Origin of the sequence: Microbacterium sp. NPDC080220 (assembly GCF_040686395.1) — a bacterium.
Classification (GTDB): Bacteria; Actinomycetota; Actinomycetes; order Actinomycetales; family Microbacteriaceae; genus Microbacterium; species Microbacterium gawkjiense.
This window is the reverse complement of record NZ_JBFBOP010000012.1, coordinates 43259-66651: the sequence shown is the minus strand read 5'-3', so window position 1 is coordinate 66651 and position 23393 is coordinate 43259. Positions and strand designations below refer to the sequence as shown.

The 23393-nt window shown below is 67.9% G+C and carries 24 protein-coding genes; all 24 read right to left on the bottom strand.

The features are described 5' to 3' along the window. Positions 1–259 precede the first annotated feature (259 nt). Positions 260–853, bottom strand: a complete 594-nt coding sequence (locus AB0P29_RS15255; RefSeq protein WP_005052650.1) for a hypothetical protein — start codon at positions 851–853, stop codon at positions 260–262. Further along, positions 850–1065, bottom strand: coding sequence for a hypothetical protein (locus AB0P29_RS15250; protein WP_005052651.1), 216 nt, complete (start codon positions 1063–1065; stop codon positions 850–852). Before AB0P29_RS15250 ends, AB0P29_RS15255 begins: the two co-directional genes overlap by 4 nt. Before the next feature lie 14 nt (positions 1066–1079). Then, positions 1080–1790, bottom strand: a complete 711-nt coding sequence (locus tag AB0P29_RS15245; protein ID WP_005052653.1) for a hypothetical protein — start codon at positions 1788–1790, stop codon at positions 1080–1082. Between the two features lie 99 nt (positions 1791–1889). After that, the gene (locus AB0P29_RS15240; protein ID WP_005052657.1) at positions 1890–2327 is read right to left on the bottom strand and encodes a DNA-directed DNA polymerase; all 438 of its coding nucleotides are present in this window, start codon (positions 2325–2327) and stop codon (positions 1890–1892) included. Between the two features lie 105 nt (positions 2328–2432). Then, positions 2433–2999, bottom strand: coding sequence for a hypothetical protein (locus AB0P29_RS15235; protein WP_005052659.1), 567 nt, complete (start codon positions 2997–2999; stop codon positions 2433–2435). Continuing rightward, complete coding sequence (locus AB0P29_RS15230) at positions 2999–7993, bottom strand: CHC2 zinc finger domain-containing protein (RefSeq protein ID WP_005052663.1); 4995 nt, start codon at positions 7991–7993, stop codon at positions 2999–3001. The genes AB0P29_RS15235 and AB0P29_RS15230 overlap by 1 nt, the downstream gene beginning before the upstream one ends. A gap of 224 nt (positions 7994–8217) precedes the next feature. Next, positions 8218–8490, bottom strand: coding sequence for a hypothetical protein (locus tag AB0P29_RS15225; RefSeq protein WP_005052665.1), 273 nt, complete (start codon positions 8488–8490; stop codon positions 8218–8220). A 491-nt stretch (positions 8491–8981) separates the two neighbouring features. Beyond that, positions 8982–10025, bottom strand: a complete 1044-nt coding sequence (locus AB0P29_RS15220; protein WP_005052668.1) for a hypothetical protein — start codon at positions 10023–10025, stop codon at positions 8982–8984. 2 nt (positions 10026–10027) lie between these two features. Beyond that, positions 10028–10180, bottom strand: coding sequence for a hypothetical protein (locus AB0P29_RS15215; RefSeq protein ID WP_005052671.1), 153 nt, complete (start codon positions 10178–10180; stop codon positions 10028–10030). Between the two features lie 38 nt (positions 10181–10218). Next, complete coding sequence (locus tag AB0P29_RS15210; RefSeq protein WP_005052673.1) at positions 10219–10584, bottom strand: hypothetical protein; 366 nt, start codon at positions 10582–10584, stop codon at positions 10219–10221. Next, the gene (locus tag AB0P29_RS15205; RefSeq protein ID WP_005052675.1) at positions 10581–10859 is read right to left on the bottom strand and encodes a hypothetical protein; all 279 of its coding nucleotides are present in this window, start codon (positions 10857–10859) and stop codon (positions 10581–10583) included. The genes AB0P29_RS15210 and AB0P29_RS15205 overlap by 4 nt, the downstream gene beginning before the upstream one ends. A gap of 260 nt (positions 10860–11119) precedes the next feature. Next, positions 11120–12001 (bottom strand): hypothetical protein, encoded by an 882-nt coding sequence (locus AB0P29_RS15200; protein WP_005052679.1) that lies wholly within the window; start codon positions 11999–12001, stop codon positions 11120–11122. Next, complete coding sequence (locus AB0P29_RS15195; RefSeq protein WP_172400032.1) at positions 12002–12460, bottom strand: prepilin peptidase; 459 nt, start codon at positions 12458–12460, stop codon at positions 12002–12004. It lies immediately after the preceding gene. 156 nt (positions 12461–12616) lie between these two features. Continuing rightward, on the bottom strand, positions 12617–15940 hold the full coding sequence (locus AB0P29_RS15190) for a LysM peptidoglycan-binding domain-containing protein (protein ID WP_005052682.1): 3324 nt from the start codon (positions 15938–15940) through the stop codon (positions 12617–12619). 16 nt (positions 15941–15956) lie between these two features. Next, complete coding sequence (locus tag AB0P29_RS15185; RefSeq protein ID WP_253247343.1) at positions 15957–16712, bottom strand: hypothetical protein; 756 nt, start codon at positions 16710–16712, stop codon at positions 15957–15959. 280 nt (positions 16713–16992) lie between these two features. Further along, complete coding sequence (locus AB0P29_RS15180) at positions 16993–17604, bottom strand: hypothetical protein (RefSeq protein ID WP_005052688.1); 612 nt, start codon at positions 17602–17604, stop codon at positions 16993–16995. 10 nt (positions 17605–17614) lie between these two features. Next, the gene (locus AB0P29_RS15175; protein WP_039718453.1) at positions 17615–18016 is read right to left on the bottom strand and encodes a pilus assembly protein TadG-related protein; all 402 of its coding nucleotides are present in this window, start codon (positions 18014–18016) and stop codon (positions 17615–17617) included. 5 nt (positions 18017–18021) lie between these two features. After that, positions 18022–18471, bottom strand: a complete 450-nt coding sequence (locus AB0P29_RS15170; protein ID WP_005052692.1) for a hypothetical protein — start codon at positions 18469–18471, stop codon at positions 18022–18024. Then, the gene (locus tag AB0P29_RS15165) at positions 18471–18884 is read right to left on the bottom strand and encodes a TadE/TadG family type IV pilus assembly protein (protein WP_005052695.1); all 414 of its coding nucleotides are present in this window, start codon (positions 18882–18884) and stop codon (positions 18471–18473) included. Before AB0P29_RS15165 ends, AB0P29_RS15170 begins: the two co-directional genes overlap by 1 nt. Positions 18885–18899: 15 nt before the next feature. Further along, entirely contained in the window at positions 18900–19094 is a 195-nt protein-coding gene (locus AB0P29_RS15160) for a hypothetical protein (RefSeq protein WP_005052697.1), read from the bottom strand. Positions 19095–19195: 101 nt separating this feature from the next. Then, entirely contained in the window at positions 19196–20077 is an 882-nt protein-coding gene (locus tag AB0P29_RS15155; RefSeq protein WP_005052700.1) for a type II secretion system F family protein, read from the bottom strand. Next, positions 20074–20940 carry a type II secretion system F family protein gene (locus AB0P29_RS15150; protein ID WP_005052702.1) on the bottom strand — a complete coding sequence of 289 codons (867 nt, stop codon included), beginning with the start codon at positions 20938–20940 and terminating at the stop codon, positions 20074–20076. The genes AB0P29_RS15155 and AB0P29_RS15150 overlap by 4 nt, the downstream gene beginning before the upstream one ends. Before the next feature lies 1 nt (position 20941). Continuing rightward, on the bottom strand, positions 20942–22567 hold the full coding sequence (locus AB0P29_RS15145; RefSeq protein WP_005052704.1) for an ATPase, T2SS/T4P/T4SS family: 1626 nt from the start codon (positions 22565–22567) through the stop codon (positions 20942–20944). Next, positions 22564–23391 (bottom strand): hypothetical protein, encoded by an 828-nt coding sequence (locus AB0P29_RS15140; RefSeq protein ID WP_005052708.1) that lies wholly within the window; start codon positions 23389–23391, stop codon positions 22564–22566. The genes AB0P29_RS15145 and AB0P29_RS15140 overlap by 4 nt, the downstream gene beginning before the upstream one ends. Positions 23392–23393 lie beyond the last annotated feature (2 nt).

Sequence of the window (23393 nt, the reverse complement as noted above, 5' to 3'; positions counted from 1 at the left end):
GGACCCTCATTGCCGCGGGCACGGTCTGGTCGGGCACGTCGATGCCGACGCGCTCGGCGTAGATCTCGTTCAGCCGGCCGGTCAGCCGCTCGGCGCCTTCCCGGGTGGGCAAGCGGCTGCGCCGCACGCCTCGGGCGGGCCGGCGAGCCGGCCGCTGTCGTGGGTGCAGTTGTCGTGGCGGTGCCCGGCAGGTCCGGCTCGCTGCGCTCGGCCGGCCTCGCCTCGATTCCGAGCGCGGTCGACACCGCGGCTCCCCCGGTCAGCGGGGGTGATGGGTACGGGTGGCTGTCGCGATGCGCTCGAGTGCGGTTTCGACAGGAGTCCACGGACGCACGATCTCGTCGACGGTGTCCTGAGTGAGGCCGAGGCTCTCCATCTGCCAGGTGATGCAGAGCCGTCCGTCCTCGAGGTACATCGGTCGACCGTCGTCCCAGGTGGCGTAGCTGCCGATGACGCGGGTTGCGTCACGAGCTCGCATGCGCACATCGGTTTCGACGATCGCAGTGATGATGGCGCCGGGCGCGCACCATGAGATCTCGTGGCCGGCGAAGTCGGGATCTTCCTCGGTGGCGCCGATCGGCTCGACGGCGTAGAGGGTGCCTCGCGATGTCAGGGTGCCGGAGGGTGTGGTGATCTCGGTCTGGAACGCGAAGGCGCGAGCGAACTCCTGGCGCGTGCTGAAGTAAACGCGATCGGTGCGAGAGACGAGGCCGATTTGCGGCCGATCGCGGGGTGTGTATGAGATCGGGATGCGCGCGGCCGCGGCGTCATAGGGACTCAGGAGGCGTGAGCCGACCGTGAGGCCGGGGAACCCGCCATGCCAGAACGTGGGGCCCGTGTGCCCCTTGCTCACGGGGTCTGCTCTCTGCCGACTGCTTCTTCTGCTTCGATACCGGTGGCGAGGATGCGCAGCGCTCGAGCCTGCTGAGTGGGCGTCATTTTGAGCGGGGCGTCGACGATGTTGTGGATGCTCAGGCTGTACTCCCCGGCGCCGTCGAGCGTGATCGTGGCGACGGCGAGAAGCTCGTCCTCGTCGGGAAGGTTGAGCGGGAGCTGTCGGAGCATGCCTCTGCCGCCTGTCAGTCGCTCTGTTCGGTGGTCTTGCGGACGCTGGTGCGGGCACGCTTCCGGTAGGAGCGCAACGTCTTGCGGGGAGCCTCGTCGAGGAAAGCCTTGCCAGCGCCGCTGGCGAGCTTCGTGTTGCGCAGCTGGACTCGGTAGGGGTAGACGTCCTCGAGGAGCTCGCTACGGGCGACGATGGCTGCCCAGTAGCTCGGGAAGGTCACGCGCTCGACGAGCTCGCCGCCGGCGACGAGACGCTTGTCTGCGGCGCGGTCGCGGTCGGTGCGGGCCATGCGGACGGTGAGGACGGGCATTCCCTTGATCTTGATGATCGCGAGATCCCACTGCTCGAGGTAGCCCTTGTAGCCCCAGAGTGCGACGGCGTTCTCTGGATCGGTGGTGATCTTGGTCACGGCGCCGCGGGCGTAGACGAGATCCTTGCGCTCCTGGTCGAATGCGCCCTGTGGTGGGCGGACGAGCGAGATGACACGCTCGAGTCGACTGGCAGGAACTCCGTCGCGGATCCACCGGCGGATGGTGCCCTCCGAGACGCCGAAGGTGTCGGAGGCGGTGCCGGCGTTGACGTGGCCGAGCCGGTTGAAGCTGCCGAGGGCGGCGCCCATGATTTTGCTGAGCTTGTGGGCTCCCCAGGCTTGCTCGAGCGCATCGACGTCGGCGCTCTCGGGGGTGAACCACAAGGGTGCCGGCGTGTCGATCTCGTCTGGCATTACCTGACTCCTACTAGTGAATGTGACATTCACAGCCTAGAGGCGTGGGCGCGCTCCGTCAACCGAGCTGGTGCCGGCGCTGCGGCGAGCGCGAGGCGATCACTCGACTGCAGCGCCGCGGTAGGCGAGTACGTGGGCGACGAAGGTGGATCCGGTGTCGGCATAGAGCTTCTTGAGCGCTGGCGTCGAGACGGAGTCCTTCTCGGTGCGGGGCAGGCTGAGATCCTCGAAGAGGGCCTGCTGCAGCTGTTCGCGGCTGCGCAGGTTGATCTCGCGGCCGAGCTCGGCGAATGCGCTGTGAGCTGCCTCTTCCTGGGCGGTGTCGCCGGCGGTCTCGGTGAGGCGTCGCTGGATGAACGCGTCGGCGTCCTTCTTGCGGAACAGCGGCGAGCGCGCGGTCTTGGGTGCGACCGACTCGGGGAAGCCGGCCTTGCGCTGCTTGGTGCCGGTGGCGTAGACGCGCACCGTCTGCTGAGAGACGTTGAGCTTCTCGGCGATGTAGGCGTAGTCGACGAGCTCGGGCATGGAGGCTGCCATCGGCTGGTCCTTTCTCTGGTCGTCAGTCCGGTCACACCTGATAAAAGCGTGACATTCACTACATACAGCGTAGCGTGACGAGGCTGTGGTGCCGGGTCATTCGTGTCAGCGGAACTCGACGCCCTTGATGCCGTGGAACTGCCAACCGTCGACGTAGCGGTTGTCGTAGAGGCCGGTGAGGTAGTCGGTGGCGCCGGTGTCGCCGCCTTGCACCCAGGCGTCATAGAGCTGTTGCTGCTCGGAGGGCGACATATCGAGGTTGCTGAACCGTTCGGCGACGTACTTCTTGTCCGTGGGGTCTGCGGACGGGCCCTGCAGCGCGTTGATGCGGATGGTGCGCTGACGGGTGGGGATCTGGGATTGGATGCGCTTGGCGAGCTGACCGCGGCCGCGCTTGGTGGTGACGGACTGGCGGACGCGCTTGGTGAGCTCCTGGGTGATCGCGGCGCGGGGATTCTGCGCCCCGCGGATCCAGCGCTGCACGGTGCCCTGGGAGACTCCGAGCTTCGTGGCGGCGAGCTTCGTGGCGATCGGGAACCGGTCGCTCTGGCCGGGGAAGAGGAACTTGAGCATGGATTTGGTGTCGCGGGAGACCTCGGGGAGCTTGTGCCCGGTGAGTCCCTCGAACATCGCGGCGAGCTGCCGCGCTTGCGCTTCCTTGCTCAGTGCCATCAGATCAACTCATTCAGGTGTCGCTTGCCCTTGTAGGTGCCGTCGCCGTTGAGGAACTCGGCGTGATGCGAGAGCTGGTCGGAGCCCTCGTACTTGTACTGACCGAGGCCGCGGCCGAACCAGGACGGGTCGCCGGGCCAGGCCTCGAGCGGGTCGATGTGGTCGCTGGTGTAGACGACGGTGTCCTTCTCGATCGCGACGGGCCAGCGGCCGGTGCGCTCGGCGTTGGCGAGGACGCGGCGGATGATGTTGGCGCGGGACTTCGCGACGATCATGTCGTGGCGGTGCGGGGCCCACACGGCGAGGGTGTCGTGGTCGCCGCGGTAGTCGAGCATGCCGATCGCGGCCGCGTAGACGATCTTGAGGAGGTCACGAGCGGCCTGGTCGTCGACGTCGGTGGTGTCGAGGGTGGTGCGGGCGTCGCGGACCCGCTTGTACCAGGCCTCGAAGACCTTGGCTTTGCGGTCCCACAGCCAGGCTTCGTGGATCTCGAGCTCGAGGCCCATTTCGCTCGCGAGCTCGAGCGTGGGGGTGGTGACCCAGATCTGCGATCCGGTGAACCCGTCACGGACGATGCCTTGGGCGGCGAAGATGTCGGGCATCAGCCAGCTGCCGGGTTCCGGTGCGGTGATCAGCCAGTAGCCGGGCTTGTTCGTGGCCTTGGTGAATTGCAGCGGGCCGTCGTAGTGGGTGGGGGCTCCGACGCCGACCTCGGTGCTCGCGGCGGCGAGGTAGGAGCCTCCACGGTCGAAGCCGTGTACCCAGCGCTGCTCGAGCTCGTCGCCGAAGAGCTTGCGCTGCCAGTTGAAGTCACCCTCGGCCATCATCTGGTCCTTGACCGGGCCGGGGCGGTCCTGTGGGTAGTAGATCTCGTCGTGCTTGTCGCGGGGCAGCAGCGCGCGCATGAGCTTGGTGCCGGTGGTGCCGGCGCTGCTGCGGTAGGGGAACTTGAGCGCCGCGGTGAACTTCCCCAGGCGACGGGCGATGGTCGCGGGGTCTGGGTCGCCGTCGAGGATCGTGCTGATGAAGCGAAAGTCCTGGGCAGGGATGAGGGCGATGTGCGCGCCGATCCGGCGGTCATCCTCGCGCCAGATGTCGATGCTGCCGGCCATGGATCCGTCGCCGCTGAGCGAGAATCCGGTCTCGGTCGCCATGGTGATGAACGGGTGCCCCTTGGTGGCTTCGCGCAGCAGCTTGCCGTAGTCGGAGTCGGTGGACTCGGGCAGGGTGTCCAGCGGGAGTCCGAGAGCGAGAGCGGCTTCCATGGTGAGGAAGATCTGGCCGCGCTCGGTCTTGCGCGCCCCGTTGGTGCCCTGGTTGATGCGGGTGCCCAGGTTGAGGTCGGTGGCGAGCTGCGCGAGCTGGCCGGCGTGCTCGAGCTGACCGCGGATGGTGATCAGCTCGCCCGTGGACAGCCACAGCCCGTCCGTGTGGAGCACGCCGAGCGGTGCACGGAAGTCCTCGGCCGACGTCGCGACGGCGGGCTGTGCGGGCGCTGCCGGTCGGGGGGCAGGCGCGGCGGGTGATTCTGCGGATGCAGGCTGCTGGGGCTCGGTCACGGCGGGCTGTGCGGGCGCCTCGGGGGTGGTTGTGGCCTCGTCGACCTTGGGCGCCTCGAACAGCGACGGGATGTCGTTCTCGGGCGGCGTCTGGGGGCCTTCTCCCCCGTCCAGGCCGGTGTCGTCGTTCGGGGTGTCGGGGCCGCTGCCGGTGAGCGCGGACAGTGGGATGTCCCACACGCGGTGCTGCATCGACCGTCCGGTGCGGCGGACGACGCTGCGCTTGCCGGCGCCGTCCGCGATGAGCCAGCCGTGGGAGAGCATCGACGAGGAGAGCGAGGTCTTGGTGTCGCTGAACGCTTCATCGGCGCGCTGCGACATCTGACGGGCCACGGCGACGGCCGTCGTCGGGAACAGGTAGAGGCGGTCTTTGTTGATGACGCCGACGCGCTGCCCGTTGGGGCGCCACTGCGGGTTCATTCCGGTGGACTGGTCGGCCCACCCCAGCGAGCTCGCATCGTCGGGGACTGTGCCGTCCATGCCGGCTAGGTGAGCGTTGCCGTTGGCGATCGCCTCGCGCAGGTACTCCATGAGTTGCTCGGCGGGGTCGGATGCGGACGAGTCCTGCAGACTGATCGCCTCGGCGATGCCCGCTCGCGCCCACCCGTAGAAGTCGCGGGCCTCGTCGTCGCTGATGACGTCGAGGTCGCGGAGCATCATCAGCATGATCATGATGCCGCGGTCCAGGACCACGGCAGACTGCACGAGGCGGTCGTGGAGGCCCGCGTGCCCGTTCTGGCGGGGGATGGCCTCACGCCAGTAGGCCTGCGTGCACAGGCGGTGCTCGCTGTCCTCTTCGGCCTCGGTGAAGTCGTCGACGAGCTGCTGACGGCGCGCGGCCGTCCACTGCACGAGCGAAGCACCGATGAGCGCGCGAGCGTGGCGGGCGCGCTTGGACTCGAGGCGACCGAAGATCACGCCGCCGTTCTTGAGCGTGGCGGGATCCAGCGGGAGGTTGACAATGCGGGAGTCGGCGGAGCCCTGGGCGGAGAGTTCGCCGGACGTGATGATGCTGGCGAGGATCGGGCGGTCGGCCTCGGCGCCGCCGCGCTGCTTGCCGCGGATGCGACCGATGCCGTTGAACACGGTGCGGCCCAGGGTGCTGATGCGGCGGATCGCGTCGCTGGCGTTGCCGTCCGGGGCGAAGTCGTCGACGATCACCGGCACGTTGCTGATCGCGGAGAGGGTGCGCTGCAGGCCGATCGCGGTGGATCCGCCGGATGCGCCGGAGATCAGGCCCTTGGTGTTGTGGGTGAGGTTCGGGGCGAAGTACTGCACGGCCAGACGGCTGTGTGAGGTCTTGTAGGAAGCGAACCCGCCCACCAGGTGCAGCAAGATCGGGCCAGGCAGGACCGGGGCGGTCCAGGAGTGGCCGAGCAGCGGTGCGATCACACGGGCGGGCAGCTCGGATTCCCGCAGCGCCACGGTGCCGTCGAGCCACGCCTGGCGCAGCTGGTCGCGGTCGGTGGTCGGCTCGGGCATCGCGTAGATTTCGGAGGTCGTCGCGACGTCGACCTCGACGCCGAGCGCGCCGTTCTTGGCGATCGCGCCGGTCGCGTGCACGAAGTAGTCGCCGGTGTCGGTGGTGCGCCATCCGACCGTGGTGTGCACGATGCTGTTGTTCCGCGGCGGCTTGATCGCGTTCATCGCATCCCATGCCTGATCCGCGCCGCGGCGGCTGTTCGACTCGAGGAACCCAGGCCAGGGCATCGCCTTGGACCATGACCCGTCGCGGATCTGGTCTTCGGTGTACTTGAGCACCACCGACTCGGTCTGGAACTGGCCGGTCTCCTTGTCGCGGATCGGGTAGCCGCGATCGTTGCGGACCCACCGGGAGAACTTGATCACGTACAGGTGCGGGGGGCGAGCGATCTCGTTGTCCGTGCCGTCGTCTTCGATGGCGACTGTCTGGACCTCTGCCCAGCCGTGCATGACCCGATGGTACTGGTCGTCCTCGTCGCCGGGGGTGTGCTTGATGAGCACGGTCTGCCCCTCAACCACGCCGTAGTGGTTGCCTCGGATGAAGGGGCGCTTCTCGGGCTGGTCCTCGGGGTTGTCGTTGCCGAAGAACACTCCCCCGCCGCCGCTGCCGGTCTGCGTGAGGGGTGCGGAGGGGGTGATCTCGATAGTCTCTGCCGGCTGCTGCTCGTCGACGACGGGGCGGGTTGCGACCACGGAGGAGGCGACCGCTTGGGGCACGTCGAGACCTGCGACGATGTAGGTGTCGCGGGAGATCCGCGCGCCCTCCGCGACCGCGGCCGCGTACTCGGTCAGGGCGACGCGGCCCCGGTCGCTGAGTTGCTCCGCGGTCAGGTCCGGGTTGATCGCGTGGATCCGCTCGAGGCGGTTGAGGGACTCGCGCGCCCACGCCTCGGCGTGCTGCTCGGAGGTTGCCCGGTCCTGCTGGTTCTGCTCAAGCTGGGCAGTCGCTTCCTTGAGGCACACGGCGACGCCGGTGCGGCCGTGGACGAGCTTGTCTGCCTCGGCCGCGGCGACCATGGCGCGGGCGTCGTCGACGGAGATCTCGACGAGCGTAGCGACGGTGCCGCCGGCGTCCATGTGGTCGGTGAAGTCCGACTTGCGGTCGTCGAGGTTGGGCAGGTAGATCCGTGCCGGGATGCCCAGCTCCGCCAGCTGCGCGCCGACCGCCGCGGCCCGCTGTGCGCCGGCGGGATCGTTGTCGACGACCAGGTTGACGGTGGCGCCGCGGAACTGCTCGAGCAGCTCGGCGGGGAACGCCGTGGCACCGCCGGCGTTCGTCGTCGCGGCCAGGGCCTCGGCGATCGCGCTGTCGGCGTCCTTCTCCCCCTCGAGCAGCCACACGTCGCCGCCGGCGGCGACCGCTGCGCGGATCGCGGCGAGGTTGTACAGGAGGGGCGCAAAGCCTTCGGGCTTGCGCTTGACCCACCGGCCGTTGGCGCCACGGTAGCTCTGCGTGAACCTCTTGTGCCGCTGTCCGTCCAGGGTGGTCTCTTCGCGGTGCACGCGCTGCAGGACGACGCCGTTGTCGTCGACGTACTCGTAGACCTTGACCTGGCGCCATGTCGCGCCCGTCAGATCCGGAGTCTTGGGGGCGAGCTCATCTTGCGTCAGCCGCGGCGGCAGCGAGGGCCGCTTCGCCCGCGGGGTGCGCGAGCCGGTGCGGCGATCGGCGGGCAGCGGTGCGTCGAACAGGTCGCTGACGGTCAGGCCGAGCGCGCCGCACACGTCGCGGAGATCGAAGGCATCGCCGCAGCCGAAGCAGTGCAACATCACCTTGCCGCCGGTGCGGTCGTAGCGGATGCTCAGCGACGGCATCGCGTCGCCGTGCACTGGGCACAGCGCCATGTGCTGGCTTCCCTGCCGGCGGGGCTTCCACCCGCCCCGGTCCAGGGCCTCGAGAACACGATCGAGAGAGTTCGTAGCCGTCGACGTGCCGGTGTACTCAAGCGTCATCGCTGCAGCACACCCCCTCGGGTGCACGCTGCAGCGCCCAGCGTGTGCGACACGACGGCCACACCAACGCTAGACATCCGCAATATCGCGGCTATAATCATGAACATCCGATCATGGATTGACTGACTCAGCATCAGTAACTTGATCAGCCTCTGGCAGGAGGCTGTGACCCAAAAGCACTCAAGACCCCCGATGGTTGGCAGACCGGAGGGGGTTGAGTCTTTCTACGCGGACTTTGGCATGTCGAGCATGTCGAGCTCCTGTTCTGCCTCGCGCGTAGCGCGCTCGCGCGCCGCCTTTTCCAACTCGTCCTTGACGTAGTCCGGGATCTCAAGCCCGGCCTGCTGTGAGACAGCCAGCGCAAGCCAGCTGCTGAGGGGGATCCCAGACTCCGCAGCGAGGCGTTCGAGGATCGGGTCGTAGGCCTCCGGATATCGAACCGTCCTGACGGCGCGAGGGCCGTATGAACGACGTCCTGGCTTCGCTCTGGCTGGCATGCCCTGTTTCTAGCACGTAGCTGATTCAGAATCACGGATTGGTTCGGTGCGTCGCGCAGACGGCTCTGAGCTCTCATGCCAGGTATAGGCCCAGCCTCGGACGCTTCGCGGACATCGGTTCCCGAAAAAAGTTTGGCTTCGCTGTTGGTACACCTTTTACGCCTCGCGCGGGCGCGCATGTGTGAGGGCTGCCGCTGAAAAGGTGTACCAGGTGTACCAAACGCGATAAAAACACTGATCAGAAGGCAAAAATGCTTGGTACACCTTGCGAATCGGCAGGTGTACCAGAGGTAATGAAACCCCAGGTCAGCGCTAATTTCGTTGGTACACCTCAATTGTGTACCACTGCGCGCGAGTCGGGCTTTGCTGTTACAGCGACGTGCGAGCAATACTGCTGCGTCGACGAGGGTTGTGTGTCATCCGACGCTTCCTCGGAGTGGATTCCTCGGGTGGTGTGGCCCGTCTTCGCTCGCTGAGCTCGGCGTGTCGCGCTAGATCTCTCGATCGGCGGGGATCTTCCAGACGCGGGTGGGTTCTCCACCGATTCGCGCGGTCACGGTTCCGGTCTTGGTGCCGATCAGATGTAGCCGGCGCAGTGTCGTGGTGATCGCTTTGATGCTGAGGGTGGGGTCACCGTGCGCGGCCCGGATGAAGGGCAGCGCTTCGGTGGGGCGGATATACAGGTAGCGGTGGTCGGTGCGTCCGATCACCCACTCCTTGGTCTGGCTGGCGTTGTCGGTGAGCTCGCCGCCGTTGGCGAGCAGGTATCTGACGGCCTCGCGTAGGGCCCAGATGATTTGGTCGTCCTCGCCGAGCCATGACGTCGCGGGCTGGGCGGGAGCATCGAGGCCGAGGGTGCTCAGGATCGTGTCGCCGAGGTAGAACGCGGCGTCGAGGCGCCGGGGCTTGGCGAAGTCGGGATGTCGGGCGATGTTGATCCCATGAGGGTCGAGATCCAGGTGGGGCGCGTTCTGCTGCAGATAGCTCGCGATGATGCGTCGGCCGGCAGCGGCGGGTTCACTTCCCAGCGAGCGGAGCGGTTGAAGGCTGCGCGGACGCTGGGGAAGCTCGATGGTGATGGAGCGCTCGGCGCTGAGCGGCTGAATTGTCTGAGAGCTGGCGATGATCAGCGCGGAGGCCTTGCTGAGTGGGGTGGCGAATGAGACGAAGCTCTCGATCTCGATCTCGTCGAGCGCGCTGAGTGGTGCGCGGGGGCTGACGTGGGGGGCGCTGGTGAGGACCAGTGGCCTGCCGGGCACGACGGCACGTCGGACTCCTGCGAACGTGAGGGGGTCGATGTGTGGTCGTTCGATCTCGCCGGCGAGCTCGGCGAGTGCGTCGGCGAGCGCGTCTCGGGTTGTGGGGGTTCCCCCGATGATGAAGATCGGTGTCGGGAGGGGCTCGATGTAGGAGTACGCGATCGCGCGGACGAGCTTGTCGGCGTGGAGTGGGAACGCCTCACGCAGGGGCTCGATACCCGCAGCCCAGGCGCTTCGCGCGTGAGCTGCGGGTATCGAGTCTGCGAGTGTGCCCATGGTCAGCTGGCGTCGGTGTCGTCGGTGCGGATGGCGATGAGTTCGTGGCCTTCGGGGATCTGCGCTTCGAGCATCTCGCGCGCTTCCTGGTAGCTGCCGGCCTCGACGGTGATCCGCTCTGTGGCGGTGCTGCGGATGGTTCCGATGACGCGCATGGGCGGACCCTAGTGGTCGTCTCCGACATTCCCCGCTGTCATGCGCTGGCTTGCAGGTGCCGTTGCACGTACTCGTCGAGGGCGGCTCGGACGACGTCGGAGTCGGTCTTCATCCCCAGCTGCGCGCGCAGCTGGTCGACCTCGCGCTTGCGGGTCGGGGTGACGCGGGTGCGGATCGTCGGGGACGCGCCGGATCCCGCGGCCGTGCCGCCGACGCGGGGTCGTCCTCCGACGGCCCGTGCGACAGCCTGTGTGCTTCCGAGGGCCTCGAGGAGGAGCTGCTGCCCGATGGCTGCGGCGTCGGCGCCGTGGGCGCTATCCCCCGGCGTTGACGCGCCGGTGGGCTGCTCTTCGAGCGCGGCGAGGGTGGCGTAGCGCTCCTGGTCCTTCTTGCTGAGGGTCATTCGTTCTCCTCCTCCATCTGTCGGCGGTAGTAGGCGCCCAGCGGCATGACGTGGTAGACGACGAAGTTGCCGCCGGGCTTGAGTTCAATGAGCACTTCGATCAGCCGATCGGTCTGTGCGTGCTGTGGGCCGATGAAGACGCGACGCTGGTTGCGGGTGTCGCCGTCGTTGATCTTGACCTTGGTGCTCGTGTAGGTCGCGTTCTGCATTGCGTAGAGAGCGTCAGCGTGGGGGATGTCGTGCTTGTCAGCTGACTCCGGCCACTCGATTCCCATATAGGTATTGTGCCACAAAACACCTGTCTGGGGAACGTGCTGTGGAGAAGTCGATGCTCGCGGCCGCGCGGGGGCGTAGCTTCGCAGGATGGTCCACGACTGGCTGGCAGCCGGCACCCAGCCGCATTGCTGCGGTGTGGTGATGCGCGATCGCCCTGCCGCGTTGGCGTGCGTGGTGTGCGGCCGTGAGGAGGCGCTGCCACAGGTGGCCTCTCCCCCGGTCTTCGTCGGCGCGAGCATCCACGGAGGATGACCCTCTGCTACCTCGAGCTGGTGATGACTTCGATGATCCGGGGGGCGATCGCGGCCGGCGCCGGCGTGATGGGGTGTTCGGCGAGCTTGGTCGGGTCGGCTTCGCGCCAGATGATCCGCCGCTCGTTGCACCAGGTGCAGCTCGCCCCCCAGTGGTACGGGTCGGCGTCGTGCAGCCTGGTGCGCAGCGGCGCCGCATAGGGGCTCTGGATACCGGCACGCCAGCGGACGTGTGGGTGGAGGTCGGCCGCGGAGAGGTACAGGCGACGCCCGATGCCGAGACCCGCGTACAGCTCCCAGCGGTTGCCATCGTCGTGCGGGTTGTCCGGGTTGATCGACGGGATGTCGTAGGGCTTCGAGAACACGTCACCGAACCCGTCGAAGGGATCGACGGCGAATCGTCCACGCAGACCGCTCGCAGCGTGCTGCAGCACGGTCATCGGGTTCCCCTCTGGCGTCGTGGTGCGCAGCAGGTAGATGGTCGGGTCGTCCACCACGCGCCTCACCCGATCGACGTTCTCACGCGCGAGCTGTTCCGCGGCCGCGGCGGTGAGCAGCGGGTGGAGCAACTCGTCGTCACCGGCCTGCAGCACAGCCTCGGCCGCGGCCTCCTCGGCGAGGCCCGGAAGGTGCTCGAGCAGTCGCGGATGCCACTCGTTGGAATGCCGGGAGGTCCGCGCCCAGGCGTTCGCGATCTCGGTCAGCAGCATCGAACGCGCCCATCGCTGTGCTGCATCGTCGAGGCCGTCGCTCTCTTCGAGCTCACGGAGCTGGTCGCGTGCGCGTCTGCGGCCGAACCAGCCCGCGGCCGCGACTTCGGTCCGCGCGCGCCTGCGCCGCAGCACGCGCCGTAGGTACTCCCCTTCGGGGCTGTAGTACTCGTCGGACATTCAGCTGGCGAGGGTGGCGAGGGTGGCGACGATCGCGACGACCAGGCCGGCGGCGATCATGTAGGGGCCGAACGGGAGGTCCGTGCTCTCGTGTCCGTGCTTGCGTCGCACCGCCGCGATGATCGCGTGGGGGAACGCGAGGACGTAGGCGACCGCGATTGCGATGAACGGGAAGTACCAGGTGTGCCACCCGGTGAGCAGCCCCACGCTGAGAGCGAGTTTCACGTCACCGAAACCGACTTGCCCGAGCAGCCCGAACGCTGCCAGCAACACCGCGAGGCCGAGTGCGCCGCTGATTGCAGAGATCGCTGCACCGCCGGCGCCGGCAGTGATCGCGAGAGCGAGGACGGTGCCCGTCAGGAAGGCGGCGAGCGTGAGTGTGAGCGCGTCGGGCAGTCGACGCTCCTGCAGGTCCGTGCGCGCCAGGAGCGCCCCGTAGACGCTGTAGACGCTGATCATGACCCAACTGCCGACCGTGAGCCCGAGATCGGGGCTCAGGGGCGCTGTGATGGCCGCTGACAGAGCGAAGCCCCCCACAGCCGCGAGCGGGTACCGCAACGCCGGGAAACGTCCCGCGCGCGCGCTTTGGGGGGCCTCACGAGTTGTGGTCATGGGTCAGCTGGCGATCGCGTGGCGCTGTCGCAGCTGAGCGATGAGGGACTGCGTCTCGGTGTCGGGCTCGTAGTCCTCGTCGACGGCGGCAAGGTTCTGCTCGAGCTGCGTGATCAGTCGCTCGACGCCGGCGTGGTCGCCTGCCTGGTGCTCGGCGCGCAGACCGTCACGCCAGAAGACCTCGTTGATGGGGTCGACCATGCGTCCGATCGCGGAGGCGAGGCGTGCGTGTCGGACCTTCCCTGTGGACAGGCTGCGGGTGGCTACCTCATGGGCGACGTCGCCAATGGTCGCGATCATTTCGTTGCGCAGCCGGTCGGCGAACACGTAGCGCTTGTCGGGGACGCCGCTGATGGGCTGTCCCTTGACGAGCTCGAGCGCAGCGAGCAGCCGGTCGGTGGGGGTGTCAGAGATCTCGTCACCGATGAGACCGAGGAAGTCCTGCCAGTCGGAGCGGACGTCCTCGTGCAGCCGGTACTCCCCCGTCGTCACGAGCGGCACATAGAGCTCGCCGTCATCGTTCTGTCCGAGCCAGCGGCGAGTCTTGGAGGTCAGCCCGTTGCGGTCGTCGTTTGCCTTCTTGCCCGAGGCGATCTGGCCGGGCCAGAACACGGCGTGTACCTGCTCGGCGGTGGCGTTCGGGTTCACCGACAAGAACGCGACCAGCTCGGTCCCCTTGCGGATTGCCGATCGCCACTGCGCGGCGGTGTTCGGGTTCACCGGCGCCTCTCCACGCGCGCCGCGAACCTCGACGGGTCCGAGCAGCTGCAGGTACGGCCCACGGTGCAGCGGTGTGATCGCCGCGAGCGGCTCGTCGTGCTCGGCCGCGGCCTCCTCGTCGACCAGGTCGACCGTGACGGTCTCCGCCGGCTCCTCGTCGACGGCGGCGGGTGCTGCCTCGTCCGCCTCGGAGATCTCCGCCTCCTTCTCGGCGGCGACAGGCTCGGAGATCTCGACGTCGGGCTCGTCGACGAGCGGGAGCTGCTCGGCTTCGACCTCGTCGGCTTCGACTGCAGCGGCGGGGATCTCGTCGAGCTCGAGTTCGTCGTCGAGCGCGACGCCGGTAGCGGCGCCCTCTGTGGCGACGTCGAACAGCGCGAGGATCTCGTTGTACTCGCGCGTGCCGACAAGCTGCGGGGTGATCGGGATGGCGACGCCGGTGCCGGGGATCTCGAGCTGAGCTCGACGGTCCTCGGTGAGTGCCAGGTTCCAGCTGCCCGTCAGGTGGCCGGCGCTGACAGCTGCGATACCGACCCGCGGGATCCGGGTGACCAGCTCGCTGATGGCTTCACGGGTGGCTTCGTCCGGGTTGTCGCCGAGGATGATGATTTCCGGCGCCCAGGCCTCCGCATCCGCTCCGGTAGTACGTGCCTGCTCGAGCCCGTCGACGCCGAGCTCAGCGAGAGCAGCTTCGACCGCCGCGGCCTGTCCGTGCAGGTTGCGCAGCAGCGTGTCGGTGTCCTCGACGTGACGCACGCGGCCGCTGCCGAGCGCGAGCGGGAGGCGATCGCCGACGCCGACGAGGGTGACCTGGACGTCCTCAGACCAGGTGTTCGCGGCGAGCTCGATCGCGATGGCGGTAAGCACGCCCTGGCGCAGCTCTCCGGTGGCGCCGGTGACGTTGAGCGCACCGATCCGTTCCAGGTCGACGAAGATGTGCCCGTTGTTGTCGTCGTGGCCGAGCATGACCAGCGCCGGGTACGGCGCGGACGGGACCGTGTCGAGAGGCTCGAGGTCGGTCAGCGCGACCATCCAAGCGAGCTTGTCTTCGGGGTCGTACTGGGTGAACGGTGCCGGAAGGTCGGTCGGCTCGTCGAGGTAGACGGCGACCGAGCTCTCATCGAGGCGGAGGGCGTACAGCGCGGGGAGCCGGCTGCCGGTTTCCTGCGCCCACACGGCCAGGTGGCGCAGGGCTGTGTCGACCGCCTCGGCGCCCAGCGGGTTCTCCACGGCGCGCAGCTCGAGCTCCACGGAGGACACCGTCTCGTCGGGCATCGCGATCCGCTGGCGGGGCTTGCGGTCGCGGCGCTGCTTGAGACGCCGCCACCCGAGGAGGGTGAGGAGGCCGGCGGCGAGTGTGGCGCCGATGCCTCCGATGGTGGCGACCTGGAAGTAGTCCTCAATGCCGCTCGTGTCGTCCTCGTCGACGTCGACGGCCGCGGCCGGAGCTGCAGCCTCGTCGACGGGCGCCTCGTCGGCGGGCGCCTGGGTGGCATCCGTGGTGAACCCCAGACCGCTTGTGGCCTCGTCCTCGGCCGCGGCATCCGCACCCGACGCGCCAGCGCCTTCGTCGGCGCCGCCGCCAGCACCCGCGGCACCAGCACCCTCGTCTGCGTCGACGTCGACGGCGCCGGCAGCGCCCTCGTCCGTGTCGATCGAGCCAGTGCTGCCGGTGGTGCCCGCCGCGTCGTCGGTCGGAGCGATGGGGACGACGGTGGCCACGGGGATGTTGACCTGCTGGCCGGGGTAGATCCAGTTCGGATCGGTGATGGTGCCGCCGCCAGGCTGAACGATGTCTTTCGAGGCCTCGAAGATCTCGGGGTAGCGGGTACCGTCGCCGAGCTCCTCGGCCGCGATGTCCCACAGGGTGTCGCCGGAGACGATGGCACGCTGCTCGTAGGTGATCTCGGTGACCGTCTCCGCCTCGGCGCTTGCAGGCGCTGCCGCGACATCCGCTGCGGCTGGCACGACGGCGTCTGCCGGCAGGGTGAGCACCCATCCCTCCTGCAGCCATCCCGATGCGGTCAGCGCTCCCCCATCGGCCTGCTGCACACCGAGGTTGAGCGCGGAGATCTCTGCAGCGCGGCTGCGGTCGCCCAGCGTGCTCTCCGCGATCCGGGCGAGTGTGTCCGTACCCGTCACCACGTACTGCGGGCCTGCCTCGACGACAGGGGCCTCCTCAGTCGCAGCCTCGGTGGTCGCAACCGAGACGACAGAGGTGCTCATCGACACCGAAGGCTGTGTGGGTACCTCTGACGCAAACGCGGCCGCGGGCGAGAACAGTGCGATGACTGCGGCGAGCAGACCGCCCATGACCTTCTGCTGGACGCCGAGGCCAGGGATCCGCGGCCGCGGCACGCCGCGCAGCTGCGCGGGCAGCTCGGCGAGGAAGCCGACAGCGAAGGTCGCCCACGCGATCCACGCGACGATCGGCATGATCGTCCCGATCAGGAAGGATCCGGTGTAGTCGCGCATCGTGAACCCGGCCACGAGCTCGTCCCACGACGGCAGCGGGTTGCCGGCGAAGAACACGAGCCCGGCGGGGATACCGACCAGGAGCACGGCGAGCAGGATCAGCGACCCGAGGCCCTTTCCGATGCGGTTCATGATGCCTCCTTGGGGGTCAGGGGACGATGACCGTCTGCAGCTCGTTGACCTCGAGGTCGACTGCGCTGTTGGTGGTCAGGTTGATGGTGCCGCCGGGGCCGGCGAGAGAGGTCCACGTCACGGTCCAGTTCGTCGTGGCCGTGACCGTGAAGCGATCGCCGGGGTTCCGGCTCGAGGTCGACGTGTACTGGTAACCGCAGGTCGGCGACGTCGTCATGCCGTAGCCGACGTTGTACGGGGTGCCGGTGTTGCCGCAGGTCGTCGACGCGCCGTCGCCCATCTGCCAGCGAACGGACGTGGCCTGAGCGGTCGCCGTGATCGTCTGCCCACCCAGCGTCGCGGTCTCCGTATAGGGGCCCCAGGTCAGGGGCTCGGGGTTGTTGACCCAGAGCCAGATCGGCACCCCGACGTAGCCGCGACGGTGACCCCATTCCGGGTTGACCTCGGGAGCCATGCCGATGTCGATGCCGCGCAGGGCGAACGTGGAGATGAGCTGTTGAGCAGCGGCACCCGGAGTGAGCACCCGCAGCCCCGGCGGGACCGTCTCACCCCAGAAGTTGCTCTCCGTGCCCAGGCCCGGCGATCCACCGGGCGTCGGGTTGAACATGATGCAGCCGTAGTAGCCGGCCTCCTGCGAGTAGCCCGGCGGGCGGGCCGGCCATACGCCGTCCTTCATAAAGACGTAGCACTGCCGCGTGTTCGACCAGTACGAGTCGGATCCACCGCAGTCGATGATCGCGTAGAAGCGCTGGTAGGTGCCGCCCTCGAACACTCGAATCTGATCCTCGGTCCAGCCCAGCTGCAGAAGGCCAGACTGCGAGTTCTCGTAGTAGCAGGTCGGTGCGCCAGGGGTCCACCCGTTGCTGTCCGGGTTCGGCGCCGGATCCGAAGGTATCGAGATCGTGAGGTAGCAACGCGAAGACTCCGGGTCACACCAAACACCACCGGCAGCATTAGCAGGCGCAGCCGTGGCCATCAAGGTGCCTGCGATCAAGGCGATCGAGGCAAGGGCGGTGACTAGTCGTTTCAGCATGCGATCTCCCGAGCTACGGTCAGCAGCTCTCCCCCAGACTGATCAGGTTGTAAACCAGCCAGGTCTCGCTCTCGCTGTCGTAGACGACCTGGTAGTCGAAGGTGCTGCGAGCTTCGGGGCGCATGGCCTCCGACCCGTCGCTAGCCCAGACCTTGTACTCGCTCGCGTCCTGGCAGGCATTGATCGTGACAAGACCGTTCTCGATGCCTTCCCACTCCTGCCCGTAGGAAGCAACCGTTTCGTACTTGATCGCTCCCTCTGTGGTTGCGGGGCCTTCGACGTTCACCTGGTCGACGTTGAGAATCGGCCCCTCTGCGATGCCAGCTGCATCGTTGACAGCGACCTCGAGAGCTCGCCCGGTCGCCCACGCCTCAAGCGGCGCAGTATCGGTACCACCAGCTGCGTTGACCTCGCCCCGTGTGACGAAGTACTGGGTCAGCACGGTCTCCGCTGCGGTGATCGCCTCATCCTCGCTCGCCGGCGGCGGAACCTGTGCGTTGCTGGCGGTAGGCGTGGGGGTCGGGGTGTCTGTGGGGCTGGCGGTGGGGTTCTGGTTGCCGGTGCCCGTGCATGCGGTCAGCGTCAGTGCGGCGGCGATGATGCCGGCGATGGCGAGGCGCTTGATGCTCATGGTGGGGCTCCTATTGGGTGATCAGCTCTGCGGTGGCTGTGGCTTGGACGGGGAACGGCACGGGGAGGAAGGTTGCCGAGTAGTCGGTGTCGACGGTGACGGTGATGCGGTCGCCGCTGACGGCGACGCTTCCTCCGACGCCAGCGGCGGCGAGGTAGCCGTTGGCGGCGCTGACGGCTCGGTTGCTGTCGATCGCGGTGGTGCCGTCGATGATCGCTTGGCCGCTGACCGCGTTCGCTGCGGCTCGGGCGGCACTGGCTGCGGTGGTGTAGGCCTGCTGGTTGGCTTGCACCTTGCCGGCGCCGTCGACGACGAGTCCGACGATCGCGAGGAACGCGACGGTCATGATGACGAAGTAGATCGTCGCGACGCCCTTGTCGTCACGGAACTTGGCTTGGAGCCTCTGGATCATGGTTTTCATCGCCGCTCCCTGTAGGCGTCGACCGGAGAAGCAGCGGTGCCTGTGAGGTCGCGGGTGCCGGGGAGGCCGATCATGGCGGCGTCGCTGAGTGCGACGGTGCAGGAGACGGTCGCACTGACTCGGCCGGTGGTCCCGATCGGGGCGCTCAGGCCAGAGGCGTCGATGTTGACGGAGAGGGTGGTGCAGTTGACGCCGGACTGTTCCATCGAGATCCGCGCCATGTCTTCGGCGGCTTCCTGCGCCTCGGCTGTGGTGCGCGCGAGCGAGGCTTCGCGAGCTGCGGCTGACGCTGCGGACTCGACGGCATTGCCGGCCAGAGCGAGACGTCCGGAAGCTGCGAGCAGCACGAGCACGGCGGCGAGGGCCGGGGCGAGGATGGCGATCTCGAGGCCGGCGGAGCCGCGGTCGTCGCGGAGCTTGGCAATGAGGGTGCGGATGGTGCGCATCAGTTGACCCACCTTTCAGTGGGGCCGGTCACGGTGACGTCGATGTTGGTGGTCAGTCCGGGGACGAAGGAGGGGGCGTTGCCGGTGACGGTCACTGTCACGGTGTTGGCGCCGCGGTCGACCGCGACGGACGCGCCGCTGATCGGTGAGCCGGACTGGTTCAGGACAGCGAGGCCGGCGGTGGAGCCGTCTGTTCCGCTGGCGTTGTAGGCGCGGGCGGCGTTGTAGGCGCTGGTGGCGGCGGCGTGGGCGAGGTTGTTGGCGTGAAGGATGATGCCCAGGTGCAGGAAGACCGCGAGGACGAGCAGCAGTACCGGGGCGATGATCGTGTTCTGCAGCGTGGCCGCACCCCGATCACCGGCGAGCGCTTCTCTGAGGCGCTGCCGGTGACCGGGGTTGGTGGTGCGGACCATCTGCGGGTGGCTCTTTCAGCCGGTGGGGATCTGACCGGCGTAGGCGTTGATCGCGGTGACGATGATCGCCACGACGGCCACCGCGGCGAGCGCGATCCCGGCGGTCCAGATGACCTGCTCGAGGGTGATGGAGCCACGTTCGGGCTCTTCGGTGAAGCGAGCTGCCCGCCCGCGCATGCGGGACAGGAACTCTCGGCTCAGGGTCGACATAGGATCCTGGTTCCTTTCTCTCTCTGGGTGGGTGGTGCTTGGTCTACTAGGTATAGGCCCCGGTTTGGAGCCTTCGCGGACATCGGTGGATAAACAACCTTTCAGAAGAAAGCGTTGAGAACGAACGGTGTGCCGAGGAGGAGCATGAAGAGGACGCCGGTGAGGGTCATCGGGATGGTCATCTTGTTGGTTGCTTTGTTCGCCTCCGTCACTTCGTCATTCAGAAGTCGGTCCCGGAGGTTCTGCCCCCGTGCCCTGAGTGTCTCATATACCGATGCTCCTTGCTCCCCTGAGAGCCTGATCACCTTGGCGATTTCACCCAGGTCGGGGACGTTGATCTCGACGGAGAGCTGCTCGAGCGCGTCCCAGGGGGCGGTACCGGCGTAGCGGGCTTCGGTGAGGGTTTGGCGGATACGGACGAAGGCCCAGTTGCGTCCGACTTGGGCTGCGGACTCGAGGGCTTTGCCGGGAGGGGCGCCGCTGATGCGTTCGGATCCGACGAGCTCCATGTAGACGGCGACCGAGCGGGAGAACTCCTTGCGGGCGGCTTCGGCTTGGTCGCGGACGAGCAGGTTGGGCAGGTACCAGCCGCCGATGGCGAGGGGGATGCCGAACAGTGCGGGGATGTAGAACGCGGTCAGGCCGAGGACTTGGAAGATCAGTCCGATCGCGATGGGGGCGATGAGGCCGAGGCCGGCGGAGAGCACCTTCTGGTACAGGAACCGGTTGACGCTCATGCCGATCAGGCGCAGATCGCGGGTGGGGATCTTGAGCGAGGGGCTGTCGCCGACGCGACGGAGGACGGCTGAGCCTACCCGGTTCTCAAGGGTGGCGGCGTAGGCGGGGTCGGCGGCGACGGTGGTGGTGCCGATCCGATCGAGCGCTGCGGAGAGGCTGGGCTGGGTGGGCACCAGTGCGGCGATGACCAGCGCGAAGCCGAGCCCCAGGACGAGGCCAGGGAGGACGATTAGTGCGAGGTTCACTTCTCACCAGCTTTCTCGGAGGCAACGAGCAGACGGGGTGCCGGCACGCCGCGGCTGATGCGTCGCATCCACAGCAGTACGAGGGCGTAGCTGACGAGGTACGCGGCGAACAGGAGTTGACCGATCGGGGTGCCGTAGGGGGCGGAGTACTGCTGGGCGAGGACCAGAAGTACGAGCAGCGCGACGGTGAAGTAGACGACGAACCTGGCCTCGTTGCGCGGGGTGGCGCGGTCGGCTTCGATCTGTCGGCGCATCTTGACCCGCTCGAAGATGCTCTTGGCGAGATCCTCGAGCGAGGCGGCGAGACCGGAGCCGCGGAGCTCGGCCTTGCGGAGAAGATGCATCACGAGCACGTCCGCGGTCTCGTCGTTGAGATCGTCGGCAAACGCCTGCAGCGCCGCGGTGGTGGTCCACCGGGCGTTGATGCGCGCGACGAGCTGCGTGACCTGTGGGCGGATCGCTTCGGGGCAGCTGCTCAGCGATGCGGCGATGGTGCGTTCGAGGCCGGCACCGGAGACGGTGAGGCCGGCGAGGCTGCGGGTCCAGGACTCGAGGGCGTCGAGCTTGGCGATCGTGTTCTCCTCGGGGCCCTTCTGCAGCAGCCATGGCAGGCCGACAGCGGCGACGGGCACCGCGATCACGAGCAGCCACCATCCGGTGATCAGCGCGAACACCAGACCGACCGCGGCGCCGCCGACGAGCTGGATCTGCTGCGTGCGGGTGAAGTCGCGTGTCGCCTTCCCGCGAAGTGCGCTGCGCGTGGGCAGCCCACTGGTGCTGGGCTTATGGGCGGCGCCGAGGATGACCAGGATCGCGCCGGCCACCGCGACGATGATGCACAGAGCGAGGGTTGCGGTAGTCATCTCACACTCCCAGGTTCGCGGGATCGAAGCCGTAGAACTTGAGCTCCTCGAGGAGCCGCGGCGATGGCATGTCAGCGGTGATGAGGCTGCCGGTGGATCGGTCGAAGCGGAACACCTGAGAAGCCACAGGGCGGGAGTTGTTCTGCTCCTCGCCGGGCAGGATCTCGGCGATCTCGGTGACGACGCGGCGGGGCTTGCCGGTAGCGGGGTCGATGATCTTCGAGATCTGCACCACGATCTTGATGTTCTGCTCGATCATCCGGTAGGCGTACACGGGGGTCGTGTTGTTGCCGCGCGACAGCATCAGCGCCGACATGCGGTCGATCGAGTCGTCTGCGCTGGCGGCGTGCAGAGTGGACAGCGACCCGACACCGGACTGCATGGCCTGCATCATGGCGTAGATCTCAGGCCCGCGGACCTCACCAACGATGAAGCGCTGCGTGTCCAGTCGGAGGGTGTCGTAGACCAGGTCTTCGGGGGTGATCTCACCAGGCAGCCGCCCATCGGCGCCACGCTCCCCCTCCCCCGGCTTCGCCTCGAGCGAGACCACTCGAGGGTGGCGGTCGTTGATCTTGTGAAGGTAGAGCTCACGCTCCATCTCGATTGTGACGATCTTCTCCTCGGCCGGGATGCAGTCGGCGAGCGCGCGCAGCAGTGTGGTCTTGCCTGCGCCGGGGAAGCCGCTGGTGACGACGGAGACCCCGGCGATGACGGCCGCGCGGAGGAAGGCTGCCGCCTGGCGGGTGATGGTGCCGCGCTCCACGAGCTGGTCGAGGGTGACGTCGACGAGGCGGTGGATACGGATGACGATCGTGGGGCGGGTGGCGACGGGTTCGGCGATCGCTGCCAGGCGCGCTCCGCCGGGCAGGTCCATGTGCAGTCGCGGCCGGGCGCTCGTGAACGATCGTCCGCCCTCACCCGAGCGGGCGGCGAGCAGGTTGATCTCTCGCTCGAGCTCACGGTCATTCTCGGCGATCGGGTACTGGTACTTGACCACGCGGCCGTCCGCGTAGGAGATCCAGACGTCGTCGAACCCGTTGATGTGGATGTTCTCAACGTCGGGCTCGTCGACGAGCGGCTGCAGCCGACCCAGGCGGAACAGCTGGTCGAAGACGGCCTGCCGGATCGCGGTCTGCATCGGCGCCGGCCAGCGGCCCTCGCCGGGGCGTCGGGTCTGGTCGTCGACGCGAGCTCGGACCCGGTCAACGATGTGGTCCTGCGCTGTCTGCTCGCGCTGCTCGGCAGTGATGTCCATGGACTCGCTGAATACCGCGGCGAGCTCACGGGAGACCTCGTCGCGAATGGCGGCGATGTCGGCCCAGGGCAGATCGCTGCGCGCGTCGAGGGTGGTTTGCGGAGTGACCTCGGGTGCAGGCCGTTCGGGGGTGGAGGGCGGTGTCGGCACGATCGGAGCAGCAGGTGTCGTGGGGGCGGCTTCGGCCGGAGCGTTCCGCTGCGCCGCACGGGTCAGGTGCGCGGCGGCGTGTCCCAGGTTGCGCAGGCCCGTGTCGGCCGGTGCGGTCGTTGGTGCCTGCGGTGTTGCCGGTGCCGGCGCGGTGGCCGGTGCTGGCGCGGTGAAGAACGGGATGTTGCCCAGGTCTGCAGGGTCGGGCGTGGAGTCGCTCACTGCTGTCCCTCCCAGTCGGTGGTTGTGTATGTGCGGGTGTTGAGGACATCGCTGTAGCTGTGCAGCAGTGCGCCGATGGCCCGCGAGTAGGGGGTGCGCTGGGCACCGAGGGTGGGTGCGCCGACCGAGTAGATAGCGGCGCCCTTCGGATCCCAGGGGATGGTGCCCAGCAGGTTCATGCCGATCTGCTTGGTGACGGTCTTGAGAGGCCAGGTCTCCTGCGTGGTGGAGCGTTCGGTAACGAGGAGATCCACGTAGCTGGCGTGCCCGATCTCGTTGAGCGTGTTCAGCAGCCACTCGGGGACGGTGTTGCGGTTCTCGTCGAGGGATCGCCAGTGTGCGAGCACGGCTGCCACGGAGGGCAACGTGCGATCGGTGAACAGGGTGATGCTGTCCGCCTCGCGCAGTAGCGGGAGACGAGGGTCGTTGACGTGGAGGCGCCCGCCGTCGACGAGGATGTCGTAACCGGCGGACTCGTAGGGTCGCAGCGCGTCGAGCAGTGCCCGCCAGAAGTGGGGGCCCGCGCCGGCGGCGCCCTGCAGGCTCTTGAAGCCGGGGATGAGCACTGAGCGGGGGCTGAGCTCGACGGTCTGCTCCCAGAGCTTGTCAGGGGTCAGAGCGCCGTACTGGTCTGCGACGGCCGCTTCGGTCAGTCCGGTGCTGTGGTAGACCTGCCCGCGGATGAGTCCGGGGATGATGCTGCTGGTCTTGGTGGTGTCAGCCTCGACGAGGATCACGGGCTTGGACCAGTTGAGGGCCAGGGCGCCGGCGGCGGTGGTCACGCCGGGGGCGCCGGACGCGCTGGCAAGGAAGATGATCGCCATGC